This is a genomic window from Robiginitalea sediminis (genome assembly GCF_002198115.1).
Lineage (GTDB): Bacteria > Bacteroidota > Bacteroidia > Flavobacteriales > Flavobacteriaceae > Robiginitalea > Robiginitalea sediminis.
Window position 1 is genome coordinate 322,467 of record NZ_NGNR01000003.1, and the last position, 22,514, is coordinate 344,980.

Below are 22,514 nucleotides of genomic sequence, written 5' to 3' on the forward strand. Positions count from 1 at the left end.
CATTTTATGAAAATTGGGTATCCTGGTATTCACAGCCATAGATAAAGTTTGTGCAACCATAGAATCTGTAATTGTTACCGTTTTTGGCTTTTCCTTCCTTCCTTAGAATAATATTTCCATAATAACATTTGGGACACTTCTTGGAGTGATCAGCAGGAGTTTCGCAATTCTCAATCTCGGAGATAAATTTTGATTGAAAAGTGGTGCTGGAAATGAAGTAAGTTCTTTCCCGCGCCCTAGTCATGGCCACATAAAACAGCCTTCGCTCCTCGCTATTGGGATACGAATCCGATTGGGCTAATAAGGAGTCTAAAATGGGATCATCGGACATCTCTGAGGGAAACCCATATTTACCTCCATTGCAATTAAGTATAATAATGAAATCCGCTTCAAGCCCTTTGGACTTGTGTACTGTAAGAAAAGGGATTGAAATCGATAGATTACTAGCCTGCCCTTCAAATTGGGAAATGGTATTGTACACAACCATTTCCTGACTGCGGCTTACTTGAAGATTGGGATGCTGGTTTTGCAATCTATTTATATCTCCACTATATCGGGATAGAATTAAAATATCCTTCTCTGAGCTGTATGCGCCGGAAGAGACTAAATGCTCCAGAATTTGATACAAGGCCTCGGTGTCATCGGATTCATTTTGTGAATAGACAATTTCGTAAGTGCTCTCATTTTTATCTAGCCCCCGAAGCGATTTGCTTATCTGAGTTGGATTTTTTAAGATGAAATCACTGGATAACTTAATCATGGGATTGTTAAACCTAAAGGTGGTTTCAATCTTGGATTTCTCAGTATAGCCAAAGTAGTCTTCGAAATCCTTAAACAAGGAAATATCACTGCCGCTAAATCTGTAGATGGATTGCCAGTCATCACCTACGCAGAACATTCTGCAATCAGTACTTTGATCGCGTAAGGCCTTTATCAATTTGTACCTTCCCATGGAGATATCCTGATATTCATCGACAATGATATATTTCAGGTTAAGTTTTGCCATGCCTGTTTCGATATAGTTTCTGGCATGATGAATCATATCATTAAAGTCAATCTCATTCCTCTTGGCTAGGTAGTCCTCATAGTCTTGATAAATTGGCTCTAGGAACTTCCAGTATTCCTTGGCCCGATTGTTTTTTGGATCAATGAAGGGAGTAGCCGGTATTTCCTCCTGTGTATAGTTTGACTTAAGCAAGGTTATATAGGTGCTAGCCATTGAAATAAGTGCTTCCACTTCATCCACGGCCACCATGGAGATGATCTCCCATTTTTCCTTTTCGCTTTTCGGCTTTAACGCAATACCCTTTTCCATGAGTTTTTTGGCAAGCTCCTCCAAAAGGATTCCTTCGCTCATCTCATAGCTATATGTTTCTATCAAAATGGTATTCTTGGACTGGTGTAGGTATCGCTTCCACTCCATACCTTGATGGTAAGCTTCTCGTGCTGACTGTTCACCTTTAGGTTCAAACCAAGCAGGAACACTTCCATCGCGGGCTATCCCAAAATGCTCCAAGTAAATCGTGGTATCACCCTGAATGATCTTAAAATCGGGTCGATATTGTGCATATTGAGAATCCGCTGTTTGAAATTCATAGGGATATTCATATTGGTAATCCACATTATTGAAGTACAAGAAATTGGCAATTTCACATTCTTCAACGCTCTTGACGATCTCCCGCTTATAAGTTGTCCGTCCGCCAACAGTAAACTCCTTTTCTTTGAAAGTCTTGAAATTGTTGTCCTTCAGATATTGGATGTACTCTGCTTTTGTTTTGAATTCAAATTCGGTCCTGTACTGTTTAAGATGCTTCGCAAAGAAGTCAATGGCTTGACTCAAATAGTTGGGGTTTTGGAAGCGCTCCTCGAAGAAGCTGTGGATGAGTCTTTCGAATTGATTGGTGTCAAATATGCTTGGCTTTTTATCTGTGGCCTGGCTAATAATATCGAGGCCCAACCTGTGAAAAGTCGTGGCCTTAAATCCATAAGGTTCCAGTTTCCTGTCAAGGGAATCTGCAGATTTTTTTGTGAAGGAGAGGAGCAATACTTCGGTCGGTTTAATACTGAATCGCGTGTGTAAATAGGCCACCTTCCCCAGAATAACAGTGGACTTACCAGTTCCGGCCCCGGCTATAACCAGATTATTATCCTCATCAGTTAATACGGCCTTTCGCTGTTGTTCATCAAGTGAGATCCCTCCTATATTATCCAAAAGCGCCCGCTGGCTAACCAATTCCCGTTCAATAAAATTTTGATTTGCCTTTGCTCGAAGCGCTTTTATTCCTCGATACGATTCAATAAACTCTACTATATCCGCAGTTACTTCAGGTTCCAATCCCAAATCTTCAAGAGGCATTTTGGCCATGCCAGCAAAGAGCGATGCATATTTCGCTTCCCAGGCGTTCAGGGAAGAATAGGACTGAAAACGATCGGTTTTGGCCTTAATCGGAAAAGCGATTAGGGCCTCCTTGATTTCCAAATAACCTTCTAGAACCCTAGCATGCAATTCCTGTCTTTTGGCTTCTCGTCTTTTTTGTACATCCTTGATTTTGACGGAATAGTAGGTCCAAGCGCCAATGCCTAGAGATCCGGCAACGAATATTAATAGGCCTAAAGGATTAAACATGCGAGCTAGTTACATTTCTTTTTTCAGATTGCATGGACTGCTTTTCGATGTTCAAATACTGTAATTACAGGCTGGCTCGAAGTACTTTGATTCATAGTCTATGGTCGTCTGTCAATTGATTTTAATCATCGCCTTTTCGGTTTCGGATCGCTTGTAATAAACCCGGTTACCCACGCCATAGTAGGTAAGGTTCCCATTTTTTGACCATTTCCAAATTGTGGATAGGGTCACCTTAAAGAAATCAGCAACTTCATGTCGGGTCATCAGTTCTTCAGGAACTTTGGGTTGCAGATTTTCACGTACCTCCTTTAACTCGTTTTCAATCGATTCAAGTCTTTCCAAGACCTGTTCCATCGCTCTAGGTAAATCTTCGAATTGGAGTTTAGCCATTATTAAAATCCTTAATGATTTGTGGTTGCCTTACGGTCTAATTGTTGAGTTGGGCCAGTTTGATTAGCACGAATTTGGGATACCAAATGACATTGCCAGGTGTCCTTACACTTCACCGGATAAACCTCAGTGGATTAATATACTCATATTCGGTTTAACGAGTGAGGTACACAATTTCTTGCTATTCATAGACCGGTTTACTTCTCCCAGATTTTCTTAGGACTTTTTCTAACAAGCGGTTTTCTACGCAATGTTTTTGCGGTCTCGTCGGCTATCTTGATTCCGACTTCCGTACCCTCTGACCGATCCTTTTTTTGACAGCAAAACACCAACATTTCAAGGTGGGCCGGACTGCATAAAGCCGGACCTGAAACAGGTCCTTTTTATAAGTCCTTATCCCACTTGAAATATTGAATCTGTGTCAGCATCAAAAAAAGGAAACAGCCAAGGGCACTATGGGAAGTAAATCAAGAAGAAGCCTTATGAACTCAACCGAAAACATACCGATGCGCAGAAAACCTCAAAAAATCAAAAAAGGAAAACGCCTTCGGGATATAAAAAGTAAATCAATTGTTTCACTTAAATCTATCATTATGAGTACCATCAGAAATCAAGTTCAGTTAATCGGGAATGTAGGTCTGGAGCCTACCATCACCAACCTGGAAAGCGGCAAAAAAGTAGCCCGCTTCTCCCTGGCTACCAACGAGCATTACAAAAATGCCGACGGTGAAAAGCAAACCGAAACCCACTGGCACAGCATCGTGGCCTGGGGCAAGACCGCAGAAATCGTCCAGTCTTATGTCCACAAAGGCAAAGAGCTGGCTGTAAAAGGCAAGCTTAAGACACGGGGATTTACCGGCAATGACGGCGTACAACGCTACGTAACCGAAGTAGAAGCCAGCGAAATCCTCCTGCTGGGTTCCAAATCGGATAACTAACAATGAAAAGAGGGTGCTGCTTTAGCCGGGAGCACCCTCTTAATTAACCTCTTAACGATAAAAGGCTATGAACTCTAAAGTTAACGAAATTAAGATCAGTTATCAAGAATTGCCTGCCGTTTTTCAAAGCAGCAAAATTACCTGCTCTCAGGATGCTTATCACATTTTGCGAGATTCCTGGGATCCCAGCACCCTTGGGCTGCAGGAATCCTTTCGGGTCCTGTTGCTTAACAATGCCAGCCAGGTGAAAGGCATTTATGAGCTTTCCAAAGGAGGCCTAACCGGTACCCTGGTGGATATCCGAATCCTGCTAGCCGTGGCATTGAAAACCCTTTCGACCGGAATTATCCTGGCTCATAACCACCCTTCAGGGCAACTCAGACCCAGCAAGGCAGACCAGCAGCTGACCCGGAAGATTCAAAAGGCCGGAAGGTATTTGGATATCCGGGTGTTGGATCATCTGATTCTAGCCCCGCACGGCGGATATTTTAGTTTCGCCGATGATTGCATGTTGTAACTTCAAAAATCCCAATTCAAAACCCTTCGATTCGAAGGGTTTTTTTATGAGCGGGTCATTCGGATTTGCTATCTTTAAGACAGCTCAAAAAAGAGCTTAACCGTCACGAAAGTTTTTGATTTGACTTTCCTTGTATCGTGACGCATCCAAACATTTTTTAGATCTGGAATACCCCAAAGAATTGGGGCGTTCGACGCTTTCAACGAACTATTTCGTGGGGCAAAGCGGAGAAGCAAGAGGGTAACCTGCTCGCGCAAGGTTACGTTTTGTAGCTATCACATATTCAAGTAGTTAGGGTGTTATCAACGATTGGATAAATCGCGTTTTTGAGTCAAAACGCCTGTAACGTACTGATAATCAATTCAAATTTTACTCAAAAATGGATCGTGAGTATAAAAATGAGGGATTTGCAACACTGAAGATTAAACGGTCTGTAGCACGGAAATACAGGAAGTTCTCAAATCGGATTGGTGGCTCGAATAGCTCGGTTTTAGATCGTATGATAACCTTTTTCGAAAGGCACAAAATATCCCCAGATGACGAACTTCCCAACCATTTAATCCAAACCGAAAAGAAGCTCCTGCAGCGGATCAATGCCGTGATTGGAATTATCAAGGACATTGAGAAAAAACAGACCCTCCCTACAATAGGTATACTCCAGGCGCTTTTTGAGGCAGAACTGCAAGGAGATAAGAACACCAAAAAACAGAAAGGACCTATACCAGGAGAACCTTCTTTAGAAGAGGAGCTTCGCAAACTGGAAAAAATGCTATGATCATGTACATCACCATTTCCCCACAGAAATCCGGAGGCAACTTCTCGGTAAGTGTAGCCGACTATGTAAACTACCTGGAAAAGGAAAACGAGAACCTTCCCGTATCGGAACAAGCGTTTTTCTTTAACCAGGGCGAAGACCGGGTTCCCTGGCAACAAGTAATTGATCAAATCGATGGTAATACGGCAAAGCTCTCCCGCAATGAGCCCCGATTCTACGCTATAACGATCAGTCCCAGTCAGCGGGAGCTTCGCACCTTACAAAACCCAACTGAGGATCTGAAGGCCTACACACGTCAGGTTATGCAGAGGTACGCCGAGTGCTTCAATCGCGAGATACACGGACGGCCCGTGAGCGTTTCCGACATTTTATTTTTCGGGAAAATCGAACATAAGCGCTACTACAAGGGAACAGACGCGGAAGTAAGGCAGAATCAGCCCATAGCCAGTCAAATTTTGGAACTAAAACATGAAATCAGAAGGGTGCAACGGGAAAAGCCGGATGCATCCGTATCCAAGTTAAAACATGAGATCGAACGCCTGGAGCGACTGGCTCCGGCCCAAGTAGAAGGTCAGCGCATCCGGGAAGGGATGGAAAAACCAGGTCCCCAGACCCATATTCATATCATCGTAAGCCGCAAGGATGCTTCCAATTCAGTGAGCCTTTCCCCGGGAAGCAAGTATAAGGCCTCCGAAGTAGTATTGGGTGGTAAAACCGTCAAGCGAGGTTTTGACCGGGACCAGTTTTTTCAGAAAGCGGAACAGGTTTTTGACCGGCAGTTTGGCCACCAAAGGAGTTTTGTGGAGCGCTATGAAACCCGCAAGCTACTAAGTACCGATCCGGACCGATATCTTAAGGCATTACTGGGGCTGCCCAGTTCGGAAAAGGCAGCGGTACTTAAAGCCCTATCCGCTGCCGGAGTACGCATGCCTATGCTGCCCACCGGGGGACCTGATCTGGCGCTCAAGGTCCTGAAAAAGGCCCGCAGATCCCTTCAGAAAGCCATCTCCTCGGCATCGATCAATATCTAAAAACATGCCAATGGATCTTATTGCAATTGCTGGGTTATTGATCATAGGGATCTTCGTGGTGTTACTCTATGCCCTATTAAAAAAGACCCGATATCCCCTGGGTTACAGTATCCTTCTGTTACTTCTTTGGGTCGTGGGTGGGTATTATTTCATGGAAGATTCCTGGGATTTGTGGCTCCTATTTTGGGTGTGTCCGCTCTTGGGACTCTTTATCGTTGGGATTACCTTCTGGAATATAAGTGAAACTGAGACCGGCGCCGATGCCTTCACCGTAAAGCTGGCACATCGAAAAGGGGTGCTAACTTTGCAAAACATCCGTCGCGGAATATCCATAATTGGGGCGGCCGGTAGTGGGAAAACTGAAAGCGTCTTGGCCCAGCTGCTTTCCCAGTGTGCCGGAAATGGCCTCTCCGGGGTGCTGCATGATTACAAAGATTTTGAGCTCACTGAAATCGCCTATCCGCTTATCGATCCAGAAAGGACCCAGTTCTATTGCATCTCCTTTGATCCCATACATCAGCGGGTCAATCCCATTGCCCCGAACTACCTTCCATCTGCAGAGGCCATCAATGAGACGGTTCACGTGCTCTTGGCCAATCTATTGGAACAAAGAGAGGAGGGACCCTCGGGAAGTGGTAAATTCTTTGCAGATGCCGTGGAAGGTTTACTGGCCGGGATGATTTGGCGCCTTCGCGCTGACTATCCCCAGCTATGCACCTTACCCCATTTGATTGCCCTCTATGGGAAGCTCCCCCAGGAGCAGCTGGTTGCATTCCTTCAGGCCAGCCCCATATCCAGAGCGCTATCTAGTGCCTTTTTGCAGGGACTCGAGTCCGAGCGCCAGACGGCCGGGGTACTAAGCACCCTGGCTAATGCACTCAAAAAAATTGCCACAATGCGGATTTTCTATGTCTTGTCGGCCGATGAAGTGCCCTTGGCCGTAAACCAACAGGAAAAGCCTACTATCGTTAGCCTGGTCAACAATCCCCAATTTGAATCGGCTTACAGCCCGGTAATTGCCACCATCATGCATGTGATGACTAAACAAATGGCGGTACGTGGGGCGCGTGCGTCCTTTCTTCTGTTGGAAGAAGCCCCCACCATTCGCCTGCACAACATGCACCGCATCCCGGCTACCTTGCGCAGTTTTGATATTGCCACGATCTATGTGATGCAGGATAAGATTCAGAACGATCTGATGTACGGGGAAAAGGCAGGCAAAGCCATTCTAAGCAATCTTTCGTATCAGTTCTTTGGGAAGGTCAATGACCCGGATACGGCCAAGTATTATGAGCAGTTCTTTCAGATTGTAAAAAAGCCGACCCGAAGCATTAACCGGAGTCATTCGATGAATTTTGATACCCGCATCACCACGGGGGAGAGGGAGGTGGCAAAAATACGTGCAGATCTTTTCTTTCGCCTTCGCCCGGGAGAATTTATTGCCTTTGCAGATGGTAGGGAGCAGTCCATTTGGTTTAAAAAACCCAGGCTGGAAAAGAGACTTCCCCAGCCTGTAACAAATGCCGACTTGGCAGCGAACTATGCCCGAATTCACCAGGAGGTACAACCTATTCTAACCGCCATGCAAAAGCAAGTTTCCAAGGAAAGGGCGGACTAAAAACTAAAATTCCGGCTACCCATTTTCTCTTTCAAAATGACTTTCAAGGATTCGTGCTGACCCAGGGTAAACTTAGGGTACACCAGGACAAACCGATGGGTGGTTCCCTGGGGAACCATACTTGGGCGATCATACTCCCATACGGGAATTATTGGGCGCTGCTGATAGGAAGACTTATGGGTCGTATTGCCCAGGATTTTTAGAAGGGTAAGCTCCTCGATCTCGTAATTGATTCGTGAGCCGTTTTCCAGTTCATAGGTAATGTAAACTTCTGAGTTGTGGTAAAAACTATCGGTCATTTTAAGGCGTATGCCCCGCTGGTGCTGAATTTTTTTAAAGGGAATCGAATGATGGATCATCTGCTCACTGATACGCTGCATCCCTTCCGGGTTCCTGGTAATGCTGTCAGTAACCGGAAGGGTTTCTATTGGCTCAGCCTGTAAGCGTTTGGCTTCCGCAACAAATTGGGTAAAGGTCGGTAGGCTATCCTTATAGGCTACTACAAAGGAGTATATTCCTCCATCCTCGGTAACCACGAGCAAATTGCTTTCTGGACCTTCTTTGGCTTGTAAGAGGCCCAGGGTTTCAAGTCTTTCCCGGTTAAAGGTAAAGGCGTAATTCGGGGCACCGGTTACGGCTTTTTCAATGGGACTTTCAAAGAAAAGGGAGAGTACTTGCCGATGATTGGCATACAGTGTGTCGGGGGTAGGTTGACTGGCCAATGGACAGAAGGAGATCAAAAGAATGAATGAAGATAAAAGTGATTTCATAGCTATTTGGATTTAGATTTTAGAAGCAGGCGGTGTCCATCCAGGACCGTGACTTTGAGGTTTTGTTGTCGACGGCGGAATACATTTTTAATGCCAGTCAGCTGGGGCAGCCCGGCGATGTTCACATCTTGTACCACATCCTCTAAAACCTCGCGGCTCGCCTCGGCCTTAAACGAGTTTTCCAGATAGATTCCCCGAAGACCATCCTGCAGGTCATAGGCCTCCAGGACTTGCGCTTCATCTCGAGGATGCAAGACCGAGATAAACACCCGGTTGGGCCCAAAATGAACCGTTCCCCACAGGATGCTGTTTTTCGGTAAGGTTTCATCCCCAATCGAAACGTCTTCTAGGGTCTGTATTTGGATGCGGCTTTGCTTGCGAAGCAGGTGATCCCCGGCAATCCGGGCCCGGGCAAAATAGCGGCCATCTGCTTTCTCCGGATGGCTAGCAAAAAAGAGTTGGTGCTCCAGGGACAGATCCGAAGAGGTTCTTGCTGGTACTTGTTCCTTAGGAGTTTCACCCGTGCTGCTGACAATGGTTGGTGTCGCTTCCGAAGCTGAAAGGGTTGGAGCTTCCCTGGAAAAATGCTCCCGTGCATAAATGCTGTCTATGATCCGCTGCTTTTCATATTCCATATAATCCGGATTGAAATAACCTTTTTCATCGATCATGTGATCGGGATAGGGAGAAGGAAGCTCGCTCGCTGGCCGCACTTCTTTGAGCGCATCCAGGGCCTGAATCTTAGACTCAAAAGGGGTATCAGCCCCTTCCCAGTTAGGTAGCCCCGGAGCGGTAAGAGCGGGCTCGGCTCGGGTATCATCCAGGATCCAAAAAGAATACCCGACCAGAAACAGGAGGATCAGGGCCAGGACTCCTGCGAAGACGATTTTGTTTTTTTCAAGGTTCATTGGAGAGTTTTTTTAGGGACTTTTCAAAGAATTCGGTGATCAGGAGCCCGTGCGGATTCCGGGGAAATTGTCGCTCTACCGGGATCAAAACCCCGGTAGTGATGAGCTCATAGGTATCGGTGACTTCCCCTCGCCTAAGGTCAAATACCAGCCGGGAGGTGAAGGGTATCCGATTATCCCCGGGCTCTAGGCGCGACTCAATTGAGACTACTTTTTGCACCAGTGAGTATTGCAAGAGGCGGTTGTAGAGGCCTTCGGATTTCTTTTGCTTATAAAGCTCGTTCACGCTGGTATCGGCCCACCAAAGGGCGCGCTCCAGGTGCTGTTCAAAGGTGGCAGCATCAATGCCGTAGAACAGGCGGTGGAACTGTTCCAGGTGAGCCAGGGCTTCTATTTCGCGATTTGCCGATTGGGCCTCCCAGGAAAGGGGAAGGACGGCCCCACTGGCATCAATGGCAAAGGCATTTTGAAGGGCGTCGCGGTGAATCCGATAGGTCATCCAGGTGGATACCCCACTGCTAGCAAAGGCCATGATCACCACGCTGATCACGATCAGGCGATTGATTCGAAACAGGGTATGGATGTTTTGATAGGAGAATTTCATGCGGTAAAGAGTTTTAGGGTAAAAGAGGTGGCTTTGCGGTAGAGCTTAAACTTTAAAAAGACGATAAACCCCACGGAGCCCAGATCCACCACAGGAGCAAAAACCCGGCTGCCTACATCCGTGCCAAATAGGTTGGGCCAGAAATTGGTGTTGATTTCCGTATAAAGGGTATTGATAAACACATTGACCAGGAAGAAAGCCGGCACCAGCATGTAGACCGCGGCATAGAGTTTAAAAAACCCATAAGCCATGGGCCGGAATTTTTCAAAGACAGCCAGGGCTAAGACCAAGGGGAAAAATGCCTGCAGGATTCCAAGTAAAAAATACCGCTCCGCCAGAAAGAGCGGATAGATAAACAGGTCCAGTATCCATAGGATAAGGCTTATTATAAAGGCCAAAAGCTTCCATCCAAAAAGTGGTGAAATGAGCGCCTCATACAACAGGGCCAGGGCCTCTTTAGTGGCCTCCAGCACCCCGATATCCTCCTCAATAGGGATGTCCTGCAATTGCAAGGGCAATAGGGCAGGGGCGGTATCGCGGTACTGGCCTTCGATGGCCAGCAGGATGTTATCGAAAAAGCCTAAGATCTGGGTAGAGAAGATCACCAGCAAGACAATCATAAAATTCTTGGCCAGCTCCCCCGGGGTGAGCCCCCAGGTATATCCCTCGCGATCGGCCACCCCTTCACTGTACTTCTTTAAGATGTTGACCAGGAAGAAAAGCACTGCCAGGGTCTTCATACCCGTGATCGTATACTGGGAGAAGTCACTGGCCTTGATCGTCTGGAAGACGGCGTCGACATACTCCAGGCCCATTAGTAAAGGAAGTGCCCAAAAATCCATCAGTGCACAGGCTCTCGGTTATTGATTTGCTCCTGCATGCGCCGAAAGGCGATGATATCGCGGTAGCGCTCAGTCTTTCGGGTAATCTCGGCGGTCATCTCCCGGGATGCGGCTTCCTTTTCCAAAAGGATGCCGGTACGCTCGGCATCGGTCATCTTTAGAAAATCACTGGAGAGGATGTGGCTCACCAAGTCCAGATCCTCGATAGCAGTGGCCATGAGCTGCTCAAAGGTATTTGAGATCTGCCGGGTTTCCTCGGGTCGGATGTACGGGGAGCTGAGGATATCTCTAAGGTCCCTTTGCACCGTGCGAAAGAGGATCTCGTGATTTCGGGTGAGTTCACGGGCCGCCCGCAGCTCCCGGATCACATTGTTAACCTTGACAATGTTGTCCTTCTGTTCTTTGAGAAATTCGACCGTTTTTAAAAGCTCCGAGGTCTGTTTGGCGGATTCAATCAGCGACTTGGTCATGCTGATAAAATTCGTGTTGTCATACACAGGCATGCCCTGACCGGTGACGCCAGCAGGCACGAACATGGAGAAGGTAAGGGCTAAGCAAAGGGTTTGTAATGAGCGTTTCATAATAGATCCTATTTAATGTTTAAAAATTCTTGGATGGCGCGCTCCATGCAGCCATGGCGCTCGTATAGTTTCTGAAGGACATCGGATTGTGCTCCATCGGTGAGATAGGCGGCATAAACTTCCCGAGGAACCTCCAGGCGGTAGACATTGCTTTGTTTGCCGATTTTTAAAAAGAGCTCGGTGTATTTGCGGGTTCCCGTAAGGTTGTTTCGCATGCTGTAGAGCTGGTTGACATCGTGGTCGGTCAGATGCAGGCGCTGCTGTAGATCTGCGTAGCCCTTTTCATTGTGCAGGCTGTAGATGACCTGGGTGTTTTCCAGGATGCTGGCCGAGGTGTGATTTTGGGGCAGCTGGTTGATGCTTTGCAGAATGATCCCGATGGCCCCATTTTGTTTGCGGATGGCCTGGTAATAGAATTCCACGCTTTCCAAGACATTGTCGAATTTGAGTTGCTTGGCAAACTCATCAAAGAGGATGATGCCTTTCTCCGAGCGGTTTTTCCAAATGGTGCGCTGAATGGCCGTTTTAATCAGTTTGAGCATAACGGCCAGAAGCTCCCGGTTGTCTTTCACATCATCGAGCTCGAAGATGATCATGCGCTTGTCTTCCAGGCGGAAAGTTTGATCATCCCCACTGGCAAAAAGGAAGCTGTAAAGCCCCCCGCTGACGTATTCGGAAAGGATATGCAAGATGTAGTCCAGGGACAAATACGAATCCGGGATATCCAGGGATTCCAGTAAGTCAGTTTTGAAGGCTTTTACAAACTGATAGAAGGTCTCCAGGGAGTGATCCTGGCGCACTTCCAGGTAATAGTGGCGCAGCACCTTTTTTAAGGCCACCGTTTGGGGTTTGCCTAGTGGGGTGTCCGAGGCCAAGAGCTCCAACAGGAACTGTGTGAGATCCTCCAGGTGGTCCGCTTCAATGACTTCCGGATGGGTGACAAAAAAGGGATTGATACCCAATGACGTTCCTTCCTTGTAGCGCAGTAATGCGTACTGGTCGGGATACAGGCGGGCGAACTTTGTGTAAGAGCCTCCCAGGTCGATGATCACCAGGCGCACCCCGGCCTCAAAATATTGCCGAAGGATGTTGTTGGCCAAAAAGGATTTACCTTCTCCCGTAGGGGCAAAAATGGCAAAGTTGCGAGCCTTGATCCGTTTTTTGGACTCATCCCAGACATCCTTGAGTACAGGGGTATTAAAGACCCGATCCTGAAAGAGGATGCCACTGTCATCACTGCGGTAGGTCGTGGTGTTAAGCCACAGGCACAGGGCTGCTTTCAGGTCGGATACGTACAGATCGGAATCTGAGAATAGGGTAGCGTAGGATGGATAGCTATTTAAAAAATATTTTTTACGTTGCTCTCCCCGGGGATAGTAGGGCAGGATATCGAGTTCCTTGAATTCGGCTTTTATGGCGGCGGCAATCCCCGAAAGACGGGACTTATCCTCGCTCCAGTACAGGAGGTTTAGGTGTCCGCGGATTACCCGGGATTGGTCATCTTCATTGATCTGAGCGAGGATCTGCTGTACCTTTTGTAAAATGACCTGGTTCTGGGTGCCAAACCGAGAGGATTTCTTGAGTTCTTCGATGCGTCCTTCCAGGATCTTGCGCCACTTTTGCTTGTCATCCAGATACAGGATTTGATTCACCACATGATTCTCCTGCAGCTGCAGGCCCAGCCCGTCGATGAATCCCTGGTGAAAGCCAAAAGCCTCGGATGAGAATTGGCCATTGGGGATGCTGCTGCTTACCGATTCCCCGAAACAGAGCTCGCTGTTCATGCTAAGCACATCCCAGTGCTGGTCTCCAATGGTGAGTTCCGACCCCAAGAGGATATCGGTATCCATATCGGTGGTGTAGCCATTGAAATAGGCCTTGGTGTAGGCCTTGAATTGGTCCGCAGAAACGGGGATCAGCTGAAGTTTTTTGGAGTTGTTCACAAAAGCCACGGCATCCTCTACCTGACGCACAAAGGATTTTAGGTTCCCTTCCAAAAGGGAAGGGATGCCGGTGGCCACTTTTTTAAAAGGATTGACAAAGGCTGGATTATTTAGCGCCCGGTTTTTTCCATAAACAAAAAACAGGTAAGAGGTATGGGTCATGGTGGGGCGGCCCTGGAAATATCGTTGGGTGGACTTGGCCAAAAAAGTCTCTGAAGGCAGGGGGGAGGCATCATAGGTTGCTTTGAGGTAGATGTCCTGCTTGTGGATGACCGTTCCAGCGGGAAGGGTTTTCAGCGCCTGAAACCAGGTGCTATGTAGCGCCTCGAAATCACTTTCTGAGACAGAATAAATCTCAGGGAGTTCCAGACGAAAGGGTAGGATGAGATTTCCATTGCTGGCAAAGACCACCCCATCTTGAATGGTCAGGATGGGATGGTGGGCGCTTAGTTCAATCCCTCTCATAACAAAGACCTGTAGATTGTTGATTGCTGATGGATTCCGGGTAGACTTTTTGAAGGGTTACCAGCTGGGGATTTCGGTTAAACCGAAGCAAGCCCGCATAGAGTCCCAAATTGACTAGTAGGCCTCCCAGAATCACCCCCAAACTGAAGGAGAAGATGATCACGAGCAAAGAGCCAATAACGGCAACCATTTGCAGGGCAAACAGGCTTACGGGTAGCCCGAAGATCAAGGCGCGCTTTCGAATGCTGCGATAGATGGGGTAGGTTTTCATTAGACCACAATGCCAATGAGGTAGGTGAAGATGCCAACGACCGCCCCGGCGATCAGTACAAATACCAGGACCCGGGTAATCCCTTTCTTCAGGTCGGCATTCTCCCCGAAGAAGTGGCCGGCATTAAATAAAAAACCGATCAGGAAGATGACCCCCAGGACAATCGGGAAGATGGTGCGGATGGTATCGGCCACATCGTTGACCGAATCTTCAATGCCCCCGATCTGGGCAAAGAGTGGATGGGCGGATAGAAGCAGAACTGTGAGAAGGGAAAGCGGTTTTTTCATGGCTAGAATTTGACGATTATCGATAGCGGCAAACTATCAAAATCAAATTCTAACTAAAAGCATATCAGGTTTTTGTGGACAAAATATTGGTTGATGTCAAATGAATGCAAAGGACCCCAATTCAATTGAAAATGAATGGATACTTAAGGGTGAGGCTGTTGATAAGTCCAAAACCGACCGAGTAAATTGGCACTGAAAACGTCAATTGGGGCTGCAAACCTCGAAGAAATTAATCCAAAACCAGGACATTTTTGGAAGGATTGGTGATTAAGATGGGGAGTAGGGGTGGCTAGGGAAGTAGCGATTTCATTTTCGCTTATCGATCGCCTCTTGGTCAAAGGCGATGAGATTAAAAAGCTGGCGCATCCGACTGCGCACCCGGTTGCCGTAACGCTCTTCCAGCTCGTCGGCATTCAGGTTCGTGGTTGCATGGGTTTTGACCTTGTGATTCACAAAGAGCTCGTATCGGGAAAGCAGCACTTCCCCCATGACGTTGCAGTCCTGCCCGTAATAACGACCCATGGGCTCTACTCCCAGATCATCAAAACAGAAAAAGCTGGAATTGCCGTAATCTTCAATGGCTTTGAATCCGATGTGGTTGAAGGAAAAGAGGATGTTTCGGCTGGGGATGACGCTATAGGGTTTGTGGTGGGGCACGATGTATTTGAGCAGTTTCATCAGGCTGGTTTTGCCGCATCCGATGGGACCGGTAAGCAAAATGCCTTTGTTTGGATCAATCCCCAGTTTTTCGCAGTTATCATAGTCCTTGATCGTGCAGAAAATGAGTTTTTTAAGGACCGCATGGTCCTGCTCGAAAATTTTGAAATGATTCCCAAAACACGATTTGCCCTTTACCTCCAAGTATGTTAGGATCCGTTGGAAATCATAGTGGATGACCTTGCCCTCAAGCGTGCCGATGGGATAGGACCGGTCTGCCTCAGTGAGGATATGGGGCTGGGTAGAAATCATAACGGCTTATCGTACTTTTTTTGTTCACGGGTTCGGAGGTTGTCCGATTTTGGGACACCTGGATTTTCGTTTTCTGGATTTTTCGAATTTTCAGAAAATGAGTTTTTTAAATTTTTCTGTTTTATATCTGTTTTATTGTTTTCTATAGTTTGTATATGTTTTATTATAGGTACCAGCGCTTGTCCACTGCTTGTCCCGATATTGGTATGGCACTGGTACAGTGCTTGTCCACTACTTGTCTCGAAATTGTACATCTTTATTCGGCTTCCCTTAAAAGGGTTGTGAGAAGGTCTGTATTGAATGTATTTCCAGAGACTTAATTCCCGAATGCATCGGTGATAGGTAGTCTTGGAGCCAATTTTCGAAAGAGCCATGGCTTCGTCTCGGCTGATAAAGAATTCTTTTTTAAAAAAGTAAGCGTTCCAAAAGTGGAAAAGGGCCATGTACAAACTGATGTGGGTTGGATTGATTCGGCGATCTTTTGAGAATTGCTCGAAAACACCATTGAGATGTCGGATGTAATTAGGTTCCTTCAAAACACTAGTAGAATTTGTTATCGACCCGGTTTTGCTGCAGGACGCGGGTTATCTCCTCCGCGTCGTAGTAGAGTACCCCGCCCACTTTAGTGTAGGGGATAGTCCCGTTGATCCGTAGGTTCTGTAATGTGCCAGCAGAAATGCTCAATAGTTTCCTTACTTCCCCGGAACGGAGCCATCGTCTGGGTTTAGATCCACTGGAATGATCAAGCAGCTCTTTAAGTTCTTCCAGGAGCTCCATTTTGAATTCTCTTAAATCATCGGTGGTAATGAGTTGTGTAGCCATAAAAAAGGGTTTTAAAAAACAAAGCCGTCACGGTTAGCATTTTTTAGGACGGCTTTGCGTTGATTTGACTTTCGTTCGGTAAAATTGTGGGCTTTTGGAGGTAAAAACTCAGAAGGTGTACCCCAGTGGGGTATTTTTTTCTTTGGGAATAAAATCTTAATTAAAGGTGGTATTTGGCCACAATTTTCACCAAAATAGAGGTGTTAAATAGGGCTGAAATGGGCCATTACAAAATACCCAAGTGGGGTGTTTTGGGTAAGGTCTAAAAGTCATCCGAATCCATTTTTTTCTGCAGTTGCTCGGCTAGTTGATCCAGGAATTTGGTACGGCTTTTTTTTCGAAATCGCAGTTCGGAATAGCATCGATATACATCTCCCAGATTACATTCAAAATGTTCCTGAAAGAAATCTGCGATTTTCTTGACAGAACTATGTCCATGCTCAAAGACGCCCGAGGCCTGGAGTGCATAAATGAGCTCGATCAGATCCACTTTTTGTCCAGTCCATTTAAGTGATTCCTTGAATAGATATTCCTGGGAATTAGGTTTATCCAGGAGGTATAGTTGATGGGTCAAATACTTGGCGAATAAACAAGAAGCATGGTATTTGGCAACAAGGGTATCATGATTAGTTGAGAAGTCAGGGTCTGAATTGTAATTCCAACTGGTTGCCATTTTACTCGCTCTATTTCTGGTGAAGTAAAGGGTATCCAAATGGGTTTCTTCTTGTCTAAGGTATCGAATGAATGACGAGTGCTTTTTGTGGAACCGATTTATGGAGGCCATTTTGTCCTTCACTATATTTTGCTTGGCATCCGGTAACATTACCGGGCAATTTTCAAGAAGTTTATGGATCTTGAGAAAATAGATCAAATGGGATAGGACAAGGGGTTTTGCGTGTTTGAAAAAGTGAATCTCTTGTTCTTCAGATTTAAATTCTGTGGATTTGATTATGGATCGAAGGAAATCGAGTTGATTACTGGTTAATTCAATGGCAAATCGAAGACGTTTTAGGTCTATTGTATAATCCTGGAGATAGGGATTAATGTACTCAATGTATTTGTCATTATTCATGCACTCCATGATGAGGCTAGGACGTAAGAATTGGTATGGCCTTAAGCGTTAAACTTGAATAGTGAATTGATAGGTTGATTTCGCTAAATAAGGACTGGGAAATGAAAACTCAATGCAGTAAGACAGCGCCTAACTATCATCTTGGGATTATATTTTTTTAACCCAAAAATTTCCACATTTCTTCTCTAGGTATTCAGATTAAATCTTCTGTAGAACTTTTCTCCTTATGAGGTTATCCGGAATCAAGAAGTATGATAAACTCTATATTGGGAAGAACTAAAAAGCGTTCAAATACAATGAATGAATTACTACCTATCGAAAGTGAGGATTTAAGTGCATGTATGGAGCAGAAAATCAACAGGTATTTGGAGGGGCTGGACAAATACAATCAAAGTGATTCCCAAAAAATCTTGGAATTATGTCAGGTCGGTAAATTCCTCTGCACCTTTTTTCCGGAATATGAAATAATGGAAGTGCGGGAAGGGCCCGATTTTATAATTAGCAATGGGATTCGATCAGTAGGATTGGAACATCAATCAATTTATAAGGAGGACGTTTTAAAAAGAACCGGATTTTTTGAAAATATAGCGCTGCTTGCGGAGCAGGAATTTGATAGCGATCCGGAGATGCCAAACTTTTTGGTGAATTGCTATCTAAATAAGGACGTTGATTATGGTAATAAACATAAAAAGGAAATTCTCGCTACCTTCATAAAGGTCATTAAAGAATATGTTCTAAAGGATAGAATAATTGAGAATAATTTATTTGAACGTCTTATGAAAATGGATCATACTCAAAAAAGTGTGGAGGTTAATTTTGGAGGCTACATGGTGCCGATGCTTAGTGATCAAAAACTACTGGAAGCCATCCAGAAGAAGGAGCAAAAACTACCTGAGTACATCAAAAACACTTCACTACCTCAATGGCTATTACTATTGATTGGGGGCGTCGGCGAACATTCATACTATTTGCGTAGAAACACTCAGCTGGATTTTAAGACTTCCTTCGAAAGGATATTCATCTTGGAGGATTTTGACAATCGATTCTATGAACTAAAATAGGAAGGGTAAAAACTGCTTTTACTCAATGGCCTATTCTGCGAACTCCCAAACAATTCAGAAGTAATGGGACAACACTCGCAAGTCATATTTGGTTTGATGTTAATCCCATTTGGAAATCCAATTTGCGAAAAGGCGAATAAGTACCGGCTACTAAGCAAATTCAAATCTGAGAGAAAGAGCCTATTTTTATTTGAGGCTTTGCATATGAATGATAAATTCAACTAGAAAAGAGGCATAAGCAAGATGGAGATTAAAAAATTGAAACCAAGAAAGGCACTTAATAAAGCCTTTTTGAAAGTAAAACCCAACAGGTCCGAAATCGAAGGTTTCAAGACCAATCTCATCCAGCTGCTTAACAGGACAAATGACACCGAATCGGAAGAGTTTCATAAAAACCTTGTCATTGACTTTCTCAAAAAAACCTACTACGACCCAAACCATTTTGTCAACACCAAAGGGCGAAATGACCTTGTAATCCATAACGGAGACAAAGCAAAGAGCACGGTCGGAGTAATTATTGAAGCAAAAAAACCGACCAACAAGAATGAAATGATATCGACTGACAAGCTCAATACAAAGGCTTTTCAGGAATTAATGCTTTACTATCTAAGAGAGCGAATCACACAAAACAACCTCGAAACCAAACATTTGATTATTACAAACATCAATGAATGGTTCATTTTTAATGCGACCACCTTTGACAGACTATTCGCTCAAAACAAAAAATTAGTAAAGCAATTCAATGAATTTGAAGGTGGTCGATTGGCAGACACCAAAACGGATTTTTTCTACAAGCAAATTGCCGAGCCATTTATCGCAGATATTAAAACTGAAATTGAATTTACCTACTTCAATTTACAGGATTATCAAAAGCCCCTTCGAAATGAGGATAAAACAGACGATAATAAACTTATTGCACTATACAAGCTTTTATCTCCTGAACATCTTTTAAAACTTCCATTTACCAATGACAGCAACAGCCTAGACAAGCGTTTTTATAGTGAGTTATTGCATATTATCGGTTTAACTGAGACCAAAGAAGGAAGTAAGAAACTAATAGAACGAAACAAATTAGGCGAACGACTATCGGGGACCATTCTTGAAAATGCTATCATTCAGCTTGACAGTTTGGACAAGATTAGCAGGTTGGAACGACCGAGTCAATTTGGCAATTCACAAGAAGAAAGGCTTTTCAATATTGCCCTTGAACTTTCCATTACTTGGATCAATAGGATATTATTTCTGAAACTATTGGAAGCTCAACTTATCACCTACCACAAAGGCGATAAATCGTATTCATTTCTGAATGTAGACAAAATCAAGAACTATGACGATCTGAATGGATTGTTTTTTCAGGTCTTAGCCCGTAAGCATGAGGAGCGAAACGAAGATGTTATTAAAGCTTTTGAGAAGGTCCCCTATCTCAATTCTTCCTTATTCGAGCCTACAGATATTGAACAGCAAACACTTTTCATAAGTAATCTAAGGGACGATAAAACCATTCCAATTATATCCTCTACTGTGTTGAAAGACCAGCATGGAAAAAAGCGATCAGGAAAGCTAAATGCGATTGAATATCTTTTTGAATTTCTGGACGCATACGATTTCAGCAGTGAAGGTTCGGAAGAGATTCAGGAGGAAAACAAATCTCTTATTAACGCTTCCGTTCTTGGATTGATTTTCGAGAAAATAAACGGTTACAAGGATGGTTCATTTTTCACGCCAGGTTTCATCACTATGTATATGTGTCGCGAAACCATCCGTAAAGCAGTTGTGCAGAAATTCAACGAGACTAAAAATTGGAAATGTAATGACCTGGATGACCTTTACGATAAAATTGAAGACCGGAAAGAAGCCAATGAGATTGTTAACAGTCTAAAAATTTGTGACCCGGCCGTTGGTTCAGGACACTTTTTGGTTTCGGCACTAAATGAAATGATCGCCGTAAAGAATGACTTGAAAATTCTACAAGACCGAGACGGGAAACGCCTGAAAGAGTATCAGGTTGAAGTGATAAATGACGAACTGATTGTAACTGACGAAGAAGGAGAGCTCTTTGATTATAACCCTAACAACAAAGAAAGCCAACGAATACAAGAAGCGCTTTTCCACGAAAAACAAACCATTATTGAAAACTGTCTTTTCGGGGTGGACATCAATCCGAACTCAGTTAAGATTTGTCGATTGCGTTTGTGGATTGAGCTTTTGAAAAACGCCTATTACAAGAACAACACAGAACTTGAAACGCTCCCTAATATTGATATCAATATAAAATGTGGAAACTCTTTAGTGAGCCGTTTTGCCATTGATGCAGACCTGAAAAAAGCCTTGAAAAAAAGCAGGTGGACAATTGACAGCTACCGAAAGGCCGTTGATACTTACCGAAATGCTGAAAGCAAGGAACAGAAAAGAGAAATGGAACGCCTGATAGCCGATATTAAGTCAGATTTCAGGAGTGAAATTTCTTTGAATGATCCAAAAGTTAAACGTTTTCGCAAACTTTCAGGAGAACTATTTCAACTAACTAACCAAGGGCAGCTTTTTGAAATGGGTAAAAATGAAAAAGCCGCATGGAGCAAGAAAGTGAAGCAGCTAACCGAACAAACCAATAAGCTAGATGCAGAGATTGAAGAAATAAAGGCCAACAAGATTTTTGAAAACGCTTTTGAATGGCGGTTTGAATTTCCTGAAGTATTAAATGATGATGGCGATTTTATGGGCTTTGATTGTGTGATAGGTAATCCGCCTTATTTGAACGTAGAATTGATGGAAAAAAGGGATAAGGATTATTTCAAAAATGCCTTTACAACCTTTTACAAACGTTCAGATATTTTCAATTTGTTCATAGAATTGGCAACTTCTTCATTGACACAAAATGGAATAATAAATTTCATTATCCCTTCAATTGTTTTAAACAATCTCTCATATAGGCCAATTAGAGAACGTTTGTTAAAAAACAATTGGTTAAGCAGAGTTTTTTACACTGGCGGCAACATTTTTGAAGAGGCAACAGTTGATACCGTTATTCTCTTTATAGATAAGAAAACTGTAAAATCAATAGAGTTAATCGATGCTTTAAATTTCAACCAACCACGAACAACGGTAGTTGAAAATGACTTTTTTGAAAAATTCGATTATACAATTAGTGTAAGCGGTGATGAAAACTCAAACAAAATATTTGACAAGTTATTCAAAGCAACTAATATTAATGTTGAGCAGCACTTTGAAGTATTTCAAGGAATAGTAACAGGCAATAATCCAGTTTTTATTTTTGATGAACCCGAACAATGGATATCAGCAGAGATTGAACCTGAGCTTTTAAAACCTGTATTACACGGCCGTGACTTCAACAAATGGATTATAAAGAATTCAGAAAGAAAAATCCTTTATCTAAATCCAAAGAGCGATATAGACAACTTTAAAAAGGCTAAAAGATATATTGAACCATTCAAAGAAGAATTATCAAAAAGGCGAGAATGTGTTAATGGTGCAATACCTTGGTTCTCATTACAATGGGCCAGAAACAAAGACTTATTAGATTACACCCCAAAAATAATCATTCAGAATACTCGTAATGAAAGACTAAAACCAAGGATCGTAGCCACTGTGGACGAAGTGGGTTATTATGGCTCACAAGGTTTAAACTTTCTAGTTCCCAAGACAGGCGAATATTCAGCATATTTTTTAATTGGGATTATAAACTCGACTTTGGTAAATTACCTTTTTGCTACCAAGTTTTTAAATCTTGCAATAAAAGCTGACTACATAAAGCAAATTTCGTTTCCAATGCCTTCAGACAAGGCTGTAAATGAAATTGAATCTATATCAAAAGAAATATTAAAACTTAAATCAAAAGACATACAAGCAGACACATCAGAACTTGAAAAACAGTTAGATTTTTCTGTTTATCATATGTATCATTTAACAGAAGATGAAATTGATATTATCGAGAATACATAGTTCATCGCCAAATAGTTATATGATTGCCAGCCCTCCAAATCTAGGTTGACCCAACAAGGCTTTT

At 44.0% G+C, this 22,514-nt stretch carries 21 protein-coding genes; 7 read left to right on the forward strand and 14 right to left on the reverse strand.

The window, feature by feature from the left end; all coding sequences use genetic code 11:
- Positions 1-4 precede the first annotated feature (4 nt).
- Together CA832_RS11245 and CA832_RS11250 are read right to left on the reverse strand one after the other, a co-directional pair.
- Complete coding sequence (locus CA832_RS11245; protein ID WP_088341711.1) at positions 5-2,626, reverse strand: UvrD-helicase domain-containing protein; 2,622 nt, start codon at positions 2,624-2,626, stop codon at positions 5-7.
- Between the two features lie 111 nt (positions 2,627-2,737).
- A complete protein-coding gene (locus CA832_RS11250) occupies positions 2,738-3,016 on the reverse strand; it encodes a helix-turn-helix domain-containing protein (protein ID WP_088341712.1) in 279 nt (92 codons plus the stop codon).
- Positions 3,017-3,609: 593 nt separating this feature from the next.
- Between CA832_RS11250 and CA832_RS11255 the strand changes: the two genes are divergently transcribed.
- From CA832_RS11255 to CA832_RS11275, 5 genes are all read left to right on the forward strand, one after another.
- Positions 3,610-3,954 carry a single-stranded DNA-binding protein gene (locus tag CA832_RS11255; protein WP_088341960.1) on the forward strand — a complete coding sequence of 115 codons (345 nt, stop codon included), beginning with the start codon at positions 3,610-3,612 and terminating at the stop codon, positions 3,952-3,954.
- Between the two features lie 67 nt (positions 3,955-4,021).
- Positions 4,022-4,471, forward strand: a complete 450-nt coding sequence (locus CA832_RS11260) for a JAB domain-containing protein (RefSeq protein WP_088341713.1) — start codon at positions 4,022-4,024, stop codon at positions 4,469-4,471.
- Between the two features lie 379 nt (positions 4,472-4,850).
- Entirely contained in the window at positions 4,851-5,246 is a 396-nt protein-coding gene (locus tag CA832_RS11265) for a BfmA/BtgA family mobilization protein (RefSeq protein ID WP_143542383.1), read from the forward strand.
- A gap of 2 nt (positions 5,247-5,248) precedes the next feature.
- Positions 5,249-6,277, forward strand: coding sequence for a MobB family relaxase (gene mobB / locus CA832_RS11270; RefSeq protein WP_088341961.1), 1,029 nt, complete (start codon positions 5,249-5,251; stop codon positions 6,275-6,277).
- Positions 6,278-6,287: 10 nt separating this feature from the next.
- Positions 6,288-7,895: a type IV secretory system conjugative DNA transfer family protein gene (locus CA832_RS11275; protein ID WP_394335751.1), complete on the forward strand. Its 1,608-nt coding sequence runs from the start codon at positions 6,288-6,290 to the stop codon at positions 7,893-7,895.
- Here CA832_RS11275 and CA832_RS11280 read toward each other — a convergent pair.
- The 12 genes from CA832_RS11280 to CA832_RS15305 all read right to left on the reverse strand — a co-directional run bounded on the left by CA832_RS11280 (position 7,892) and on the right by CA832_RS15305 (position 17,438).
- Positions 7,892-8,665 carry a DUF4138 domain-containing protein gene (locus CA832_RS11280; RefSeq protein WP_088341716.1) on the reverse strand — a complete coding sequence of 258 codons (774 nt, stop codon included), beginning with the start codon at positions 8,663-8,665 and terminating at the stop codon, positions 7,892-7,894. The two genes, CA832_RS11275 and CA832_RS11280, sit on opposite strands and share 4 nt — an antisense overlap.
- Positions 8,666-8,667: 2 nt before the next feature.
- Positions 8,668-9,573, reverse strand: a complete 906-nt coding sequence (traM, locus tag CA832_RS11285) for a conjugative transposon protein TraM (protein ID WP_088341717.1) — start codon at positions 9,571-9,573, stop codon at positions 8,668-8,670.
- The gene (locus CA832_RS11290; RefSeq protein WP_088341718.1) at positions 9,563-10,177 is read right to left on the reverse strand and encodes a conjugal transfer protein TraK; all 615 of its coding nucleotides are present in this window, start codon (positions 10,175-10,177) and stop codon (positions 9,563-9,565) included. The genes traM and CA832_RS11290 overlap by 11 nt, the downstream gene beginning before the upstream one ends.
- Positions 10,174-10,992, reverse strand: coding sequence for a hypothetical protein (locus tag CA832_RS11295; protein WP_233131790.1), 819 nt, complete (start codon positions 10,990-10,992; stop codon positions 10,174-10,176). Before CA832_RS11295 ends, CA832_RS11290 begins: the two co-directional genes overlap by 4 nt.
- A gap of 26 nt (positions 10,993-11,018) precedes the next feature.
- Positions 11,019-11,600 (reverse strand): conjugal transfer protein, encoded by a 582-nt coding sequence (locus CA832_RS11300; RefSeq protein WP_088341720.1) that lies wholly within the window; start codon positions 11,598-11,600, stop codon positions 11,019-11,021.
- 8 nt (positions 11,601-11,608) lie between these two features.
- Entirely contained in the window at positions 11,609-14,008 is a 2,400-nt protein-coding gene (locus CA832_RS11305; RefSeq protein WP_088341721.1) for a TraG family conjugative transposon ATPase, read from the reverse strand.
- Complete coding sequence (locus tag CA832_RS11310) at positions 13,995-14,279, reverse strand: hypothetical protein (protein WP_088341722.1); 285 nt, start codon at positions 14,277-14,279, stop codon at positions 13,995-13,997. Before CA832_RS11310 ends, CA832_RS11305 begins: the two co-directional genes overlap by 14 nt.
- Entirely contained in the window at positions 14,279-14,566 is a 288-nt protein-coding gene (locus tag CA832_RS11315; RefSeq protein WP_088341723.1) for a hypothetical protein, read from the reverse strand. Before CA832_RS11315 ends, CA832_RS11310 begins: the two co-directional genes overlap by 1 nt.
- A gap of 306 nt (positions 14,567-14,872) precedes the next feature.
- Positions 14,873-15,535, reverse strand: a complete 663-nt coding sequence (locus tag CA832_RS11320) for a P-loop NTPase family protein (protein ID WP_198944479.1) — start codon at positions 15,533-15,535, stop codon at positions 14,873-14,875.
- A complete protein-coding gene (locus CA832_RS11325) occupies positions 15,532-15,978 on the reverse strand; it encodes a hypothetical protein (RefSeq protein WP_233131791.1) in 447 nt (148 codons plus the stop codon). The genes CA832_RS11320 and CA832_RS11325 overlap by 4 nt, the downstream gene beginning before the upstream one ends.
- 97 nt (positions 15,979-16,075) lie before the next feature.
- Positions 16,076-16,357, reverse strand: coding sequence for a helix-turn-helix domain-containing protein (locus CA832_RS11330; RefSeq protein WP_088341725.1), 282 nt, complete (start codon positions 16,355-16,357; stop codon positions 16,076-16,078).
- Positions 16,358-16,619: 262 nt separating this feature from the next.
- Positions 16,620-17,438 (reverse strand): RteC domain-containing protein, encoded by an 819-nt coding sequence (locus CA832_RS15305; RefSeq protein ID WP_088341726.1) that lies wholly within the window; start codon positions 17,436-17,438, stop codon positions 16,620-16,622.
- Between the two features lie 287 nt (positions 17,439-17,725).
- On the opposite strand from CA832_RS15305, the gene CA832_RS11340 reads away from it, so the two are divergent.
- The gene (locus CA832_RS11340; protein ID WP_143542384.1) at positions 17,726-18,490 is read left to right on the forward strand and encodes a hypothetical protein; all 765 of its coding nucleotides are present in this window, start codon (positions 17,726-17,728) and stop codon (positions 18,488-18,490) included.
- 258 nt (positions 18,491-18,748) lie between these two features.
- Complete coding sequence (locus CA832_RS11345) at positions 18,749-22,450, forward strand: DUF7149 domain-containing protein (protein ID WP_233131792.1); 3,702 nt, start codon at positions 18,749-18,751, stop codon at positions 22,448-22,450.
- The last annotated feature ends 64 nt before the right edge of the window (positions 22,451-22,514 follow it).

Excerpts from the sequence above, each read along its gene's own strand:
- CA832_RS11325 (WP_233131791.1), bottom strand. The coding sequence starts at position 15,978 with ATGGCCCTTTTCCACTTTTGGAACGCTTACTTTTTTAAAAAAGAATTC.
- CA832_RS11260 (WP_088341713.1), top strand. The coding sequence starts at position 4,022 with ATGAACTCTAAAGTTAACGAAATTAAGATCAGTTATCAAGAATTGCCT.
- CA832_RS11245 (WP_088341711.1), bottom strand. The coding sequence starts at position 2,626 with ATGTTTAATCCTTTAGGCCTATTAATATTCGTTGCCGGATCTCTAGGC.
- CA832_RS11330 (WP_088341725.1), bottom strand. The coding sequence starts at position 16,357 with ATGGCTACACAACTCATTACCACCGATGATTTAAGAGAATTCAAAATG.
- CA832_RS11315 (WP_088341723.1), bottom strand. The coding sequence starts at position 14,566 with ATGAAAAAACCGCTTTCCCTTCTCACAGTTCTGCTTCTATCCGCCCAT.
- CA832_RS11310 (WP_088341722.1), bottom strand. The coding sequence starts at position 14,279 with ATGAAAACCTACCCCATCTATCGCAGCATTCGAAAGCGCGCCTTGATC.
- CA832_RS11250 (WP_088341712.1), bottom strand. The coding sequence starts at position 3,016 with ATGGCTAAACTCCAATTCGAAGATTTACCTAGAGCGATGGAACAGGTC.
- CA832_RS11280 (WP_088341716.1), bottom strand. The coding sequence starts at position 8,665 with ATGAAATCACTTTTATCTTCATTCATTCTTTTGATCTCCTTCTGTCCA.
- CA832_RS11255 (WP_088341960.1), top strand. The coding sequence starts at position 3,610 with ATGAGTACCATCAGAAATCAAGTTCAGTTAATCGGGAATGTAGGTCTG.
- mobB (WP_088341961.1), top strand. The coding sequence starts at position 5,249 with ATGTACATCACCATTTCCCCACAGAAATCCGGAGGCAACTTCTCGGTA.
- CA832_RS11340 (WP_143542384.1), top strand. The coding sequence starts at position 17,726 with ATGAATGAATTACTACCTATCGAAAGTGAGGATTTAAGTGCATGTATG.
- CA832_RS11275 (WP_394335751.1), top strand. The coding sequence starts at position 6,288 with ATGGATCTTATTGCAATTGCTGGGTTATTGATCATAGGGATCTTCGTG.
- CA832_RS11300 (WP_088341720.1), bottom strand. The coding sequence starts at position 11,600 with ATGAAACGCTCATTACAAACCCTTTGCTTAGCCCTTACCTTCTCCATG.
- traM (WP_088341717.1), bottom strand. The coding sequence starts at position 9,573 with ATGAACCTTGAAAAAAACAAAATCGTCTTCGCAGGAGTCCTGGCCCTG.
- CA832_RS11320 (WP_198944479.1), bottom strand. The coding sequence starts at position 15,535 with ATGATTTCTACCCAGCCCCATATCCTCACTGAGGCAGACCGGTCCTAT.
- CA832_RS11295 (WP_233131790.1), bottom strand. The coding sequence starts at position 10,992 with ATGGGCCTGGAGTATGTCGACGCCGTCTTCCAGACGATCAAGGCCAGT.
- CA832_RS11290 (WP_088341718.1), bottom strand. The coding sequence starts at position 10,177 with ATGAAATTCTCCTATCAAAACATCCATACCCTGTTTCGAATCAATCGC.
- CA832_RS15305 (WP_088341726.1), bottom strand. The coding sequence starts at position 17,438 with ATGGAGTGCATGAATAATGACAAATACATTGAGTACATTAATCCCTAT.
- CA832_RS11305 (WP_088341721.1), bottom strand. The coding sequence starts at position 14,008 with ATGAGAGGGATTGAACTAAGCGCCCACCATCCCATCCTGACCATTCAA.
- CA832_RS11265 (WP_143542383.1), top strand. The coding sequence starts at position 4,851 with ATGGATCGTGAGTATAAAAATGAGGGATTTGCAACACTGAAGATTAAA.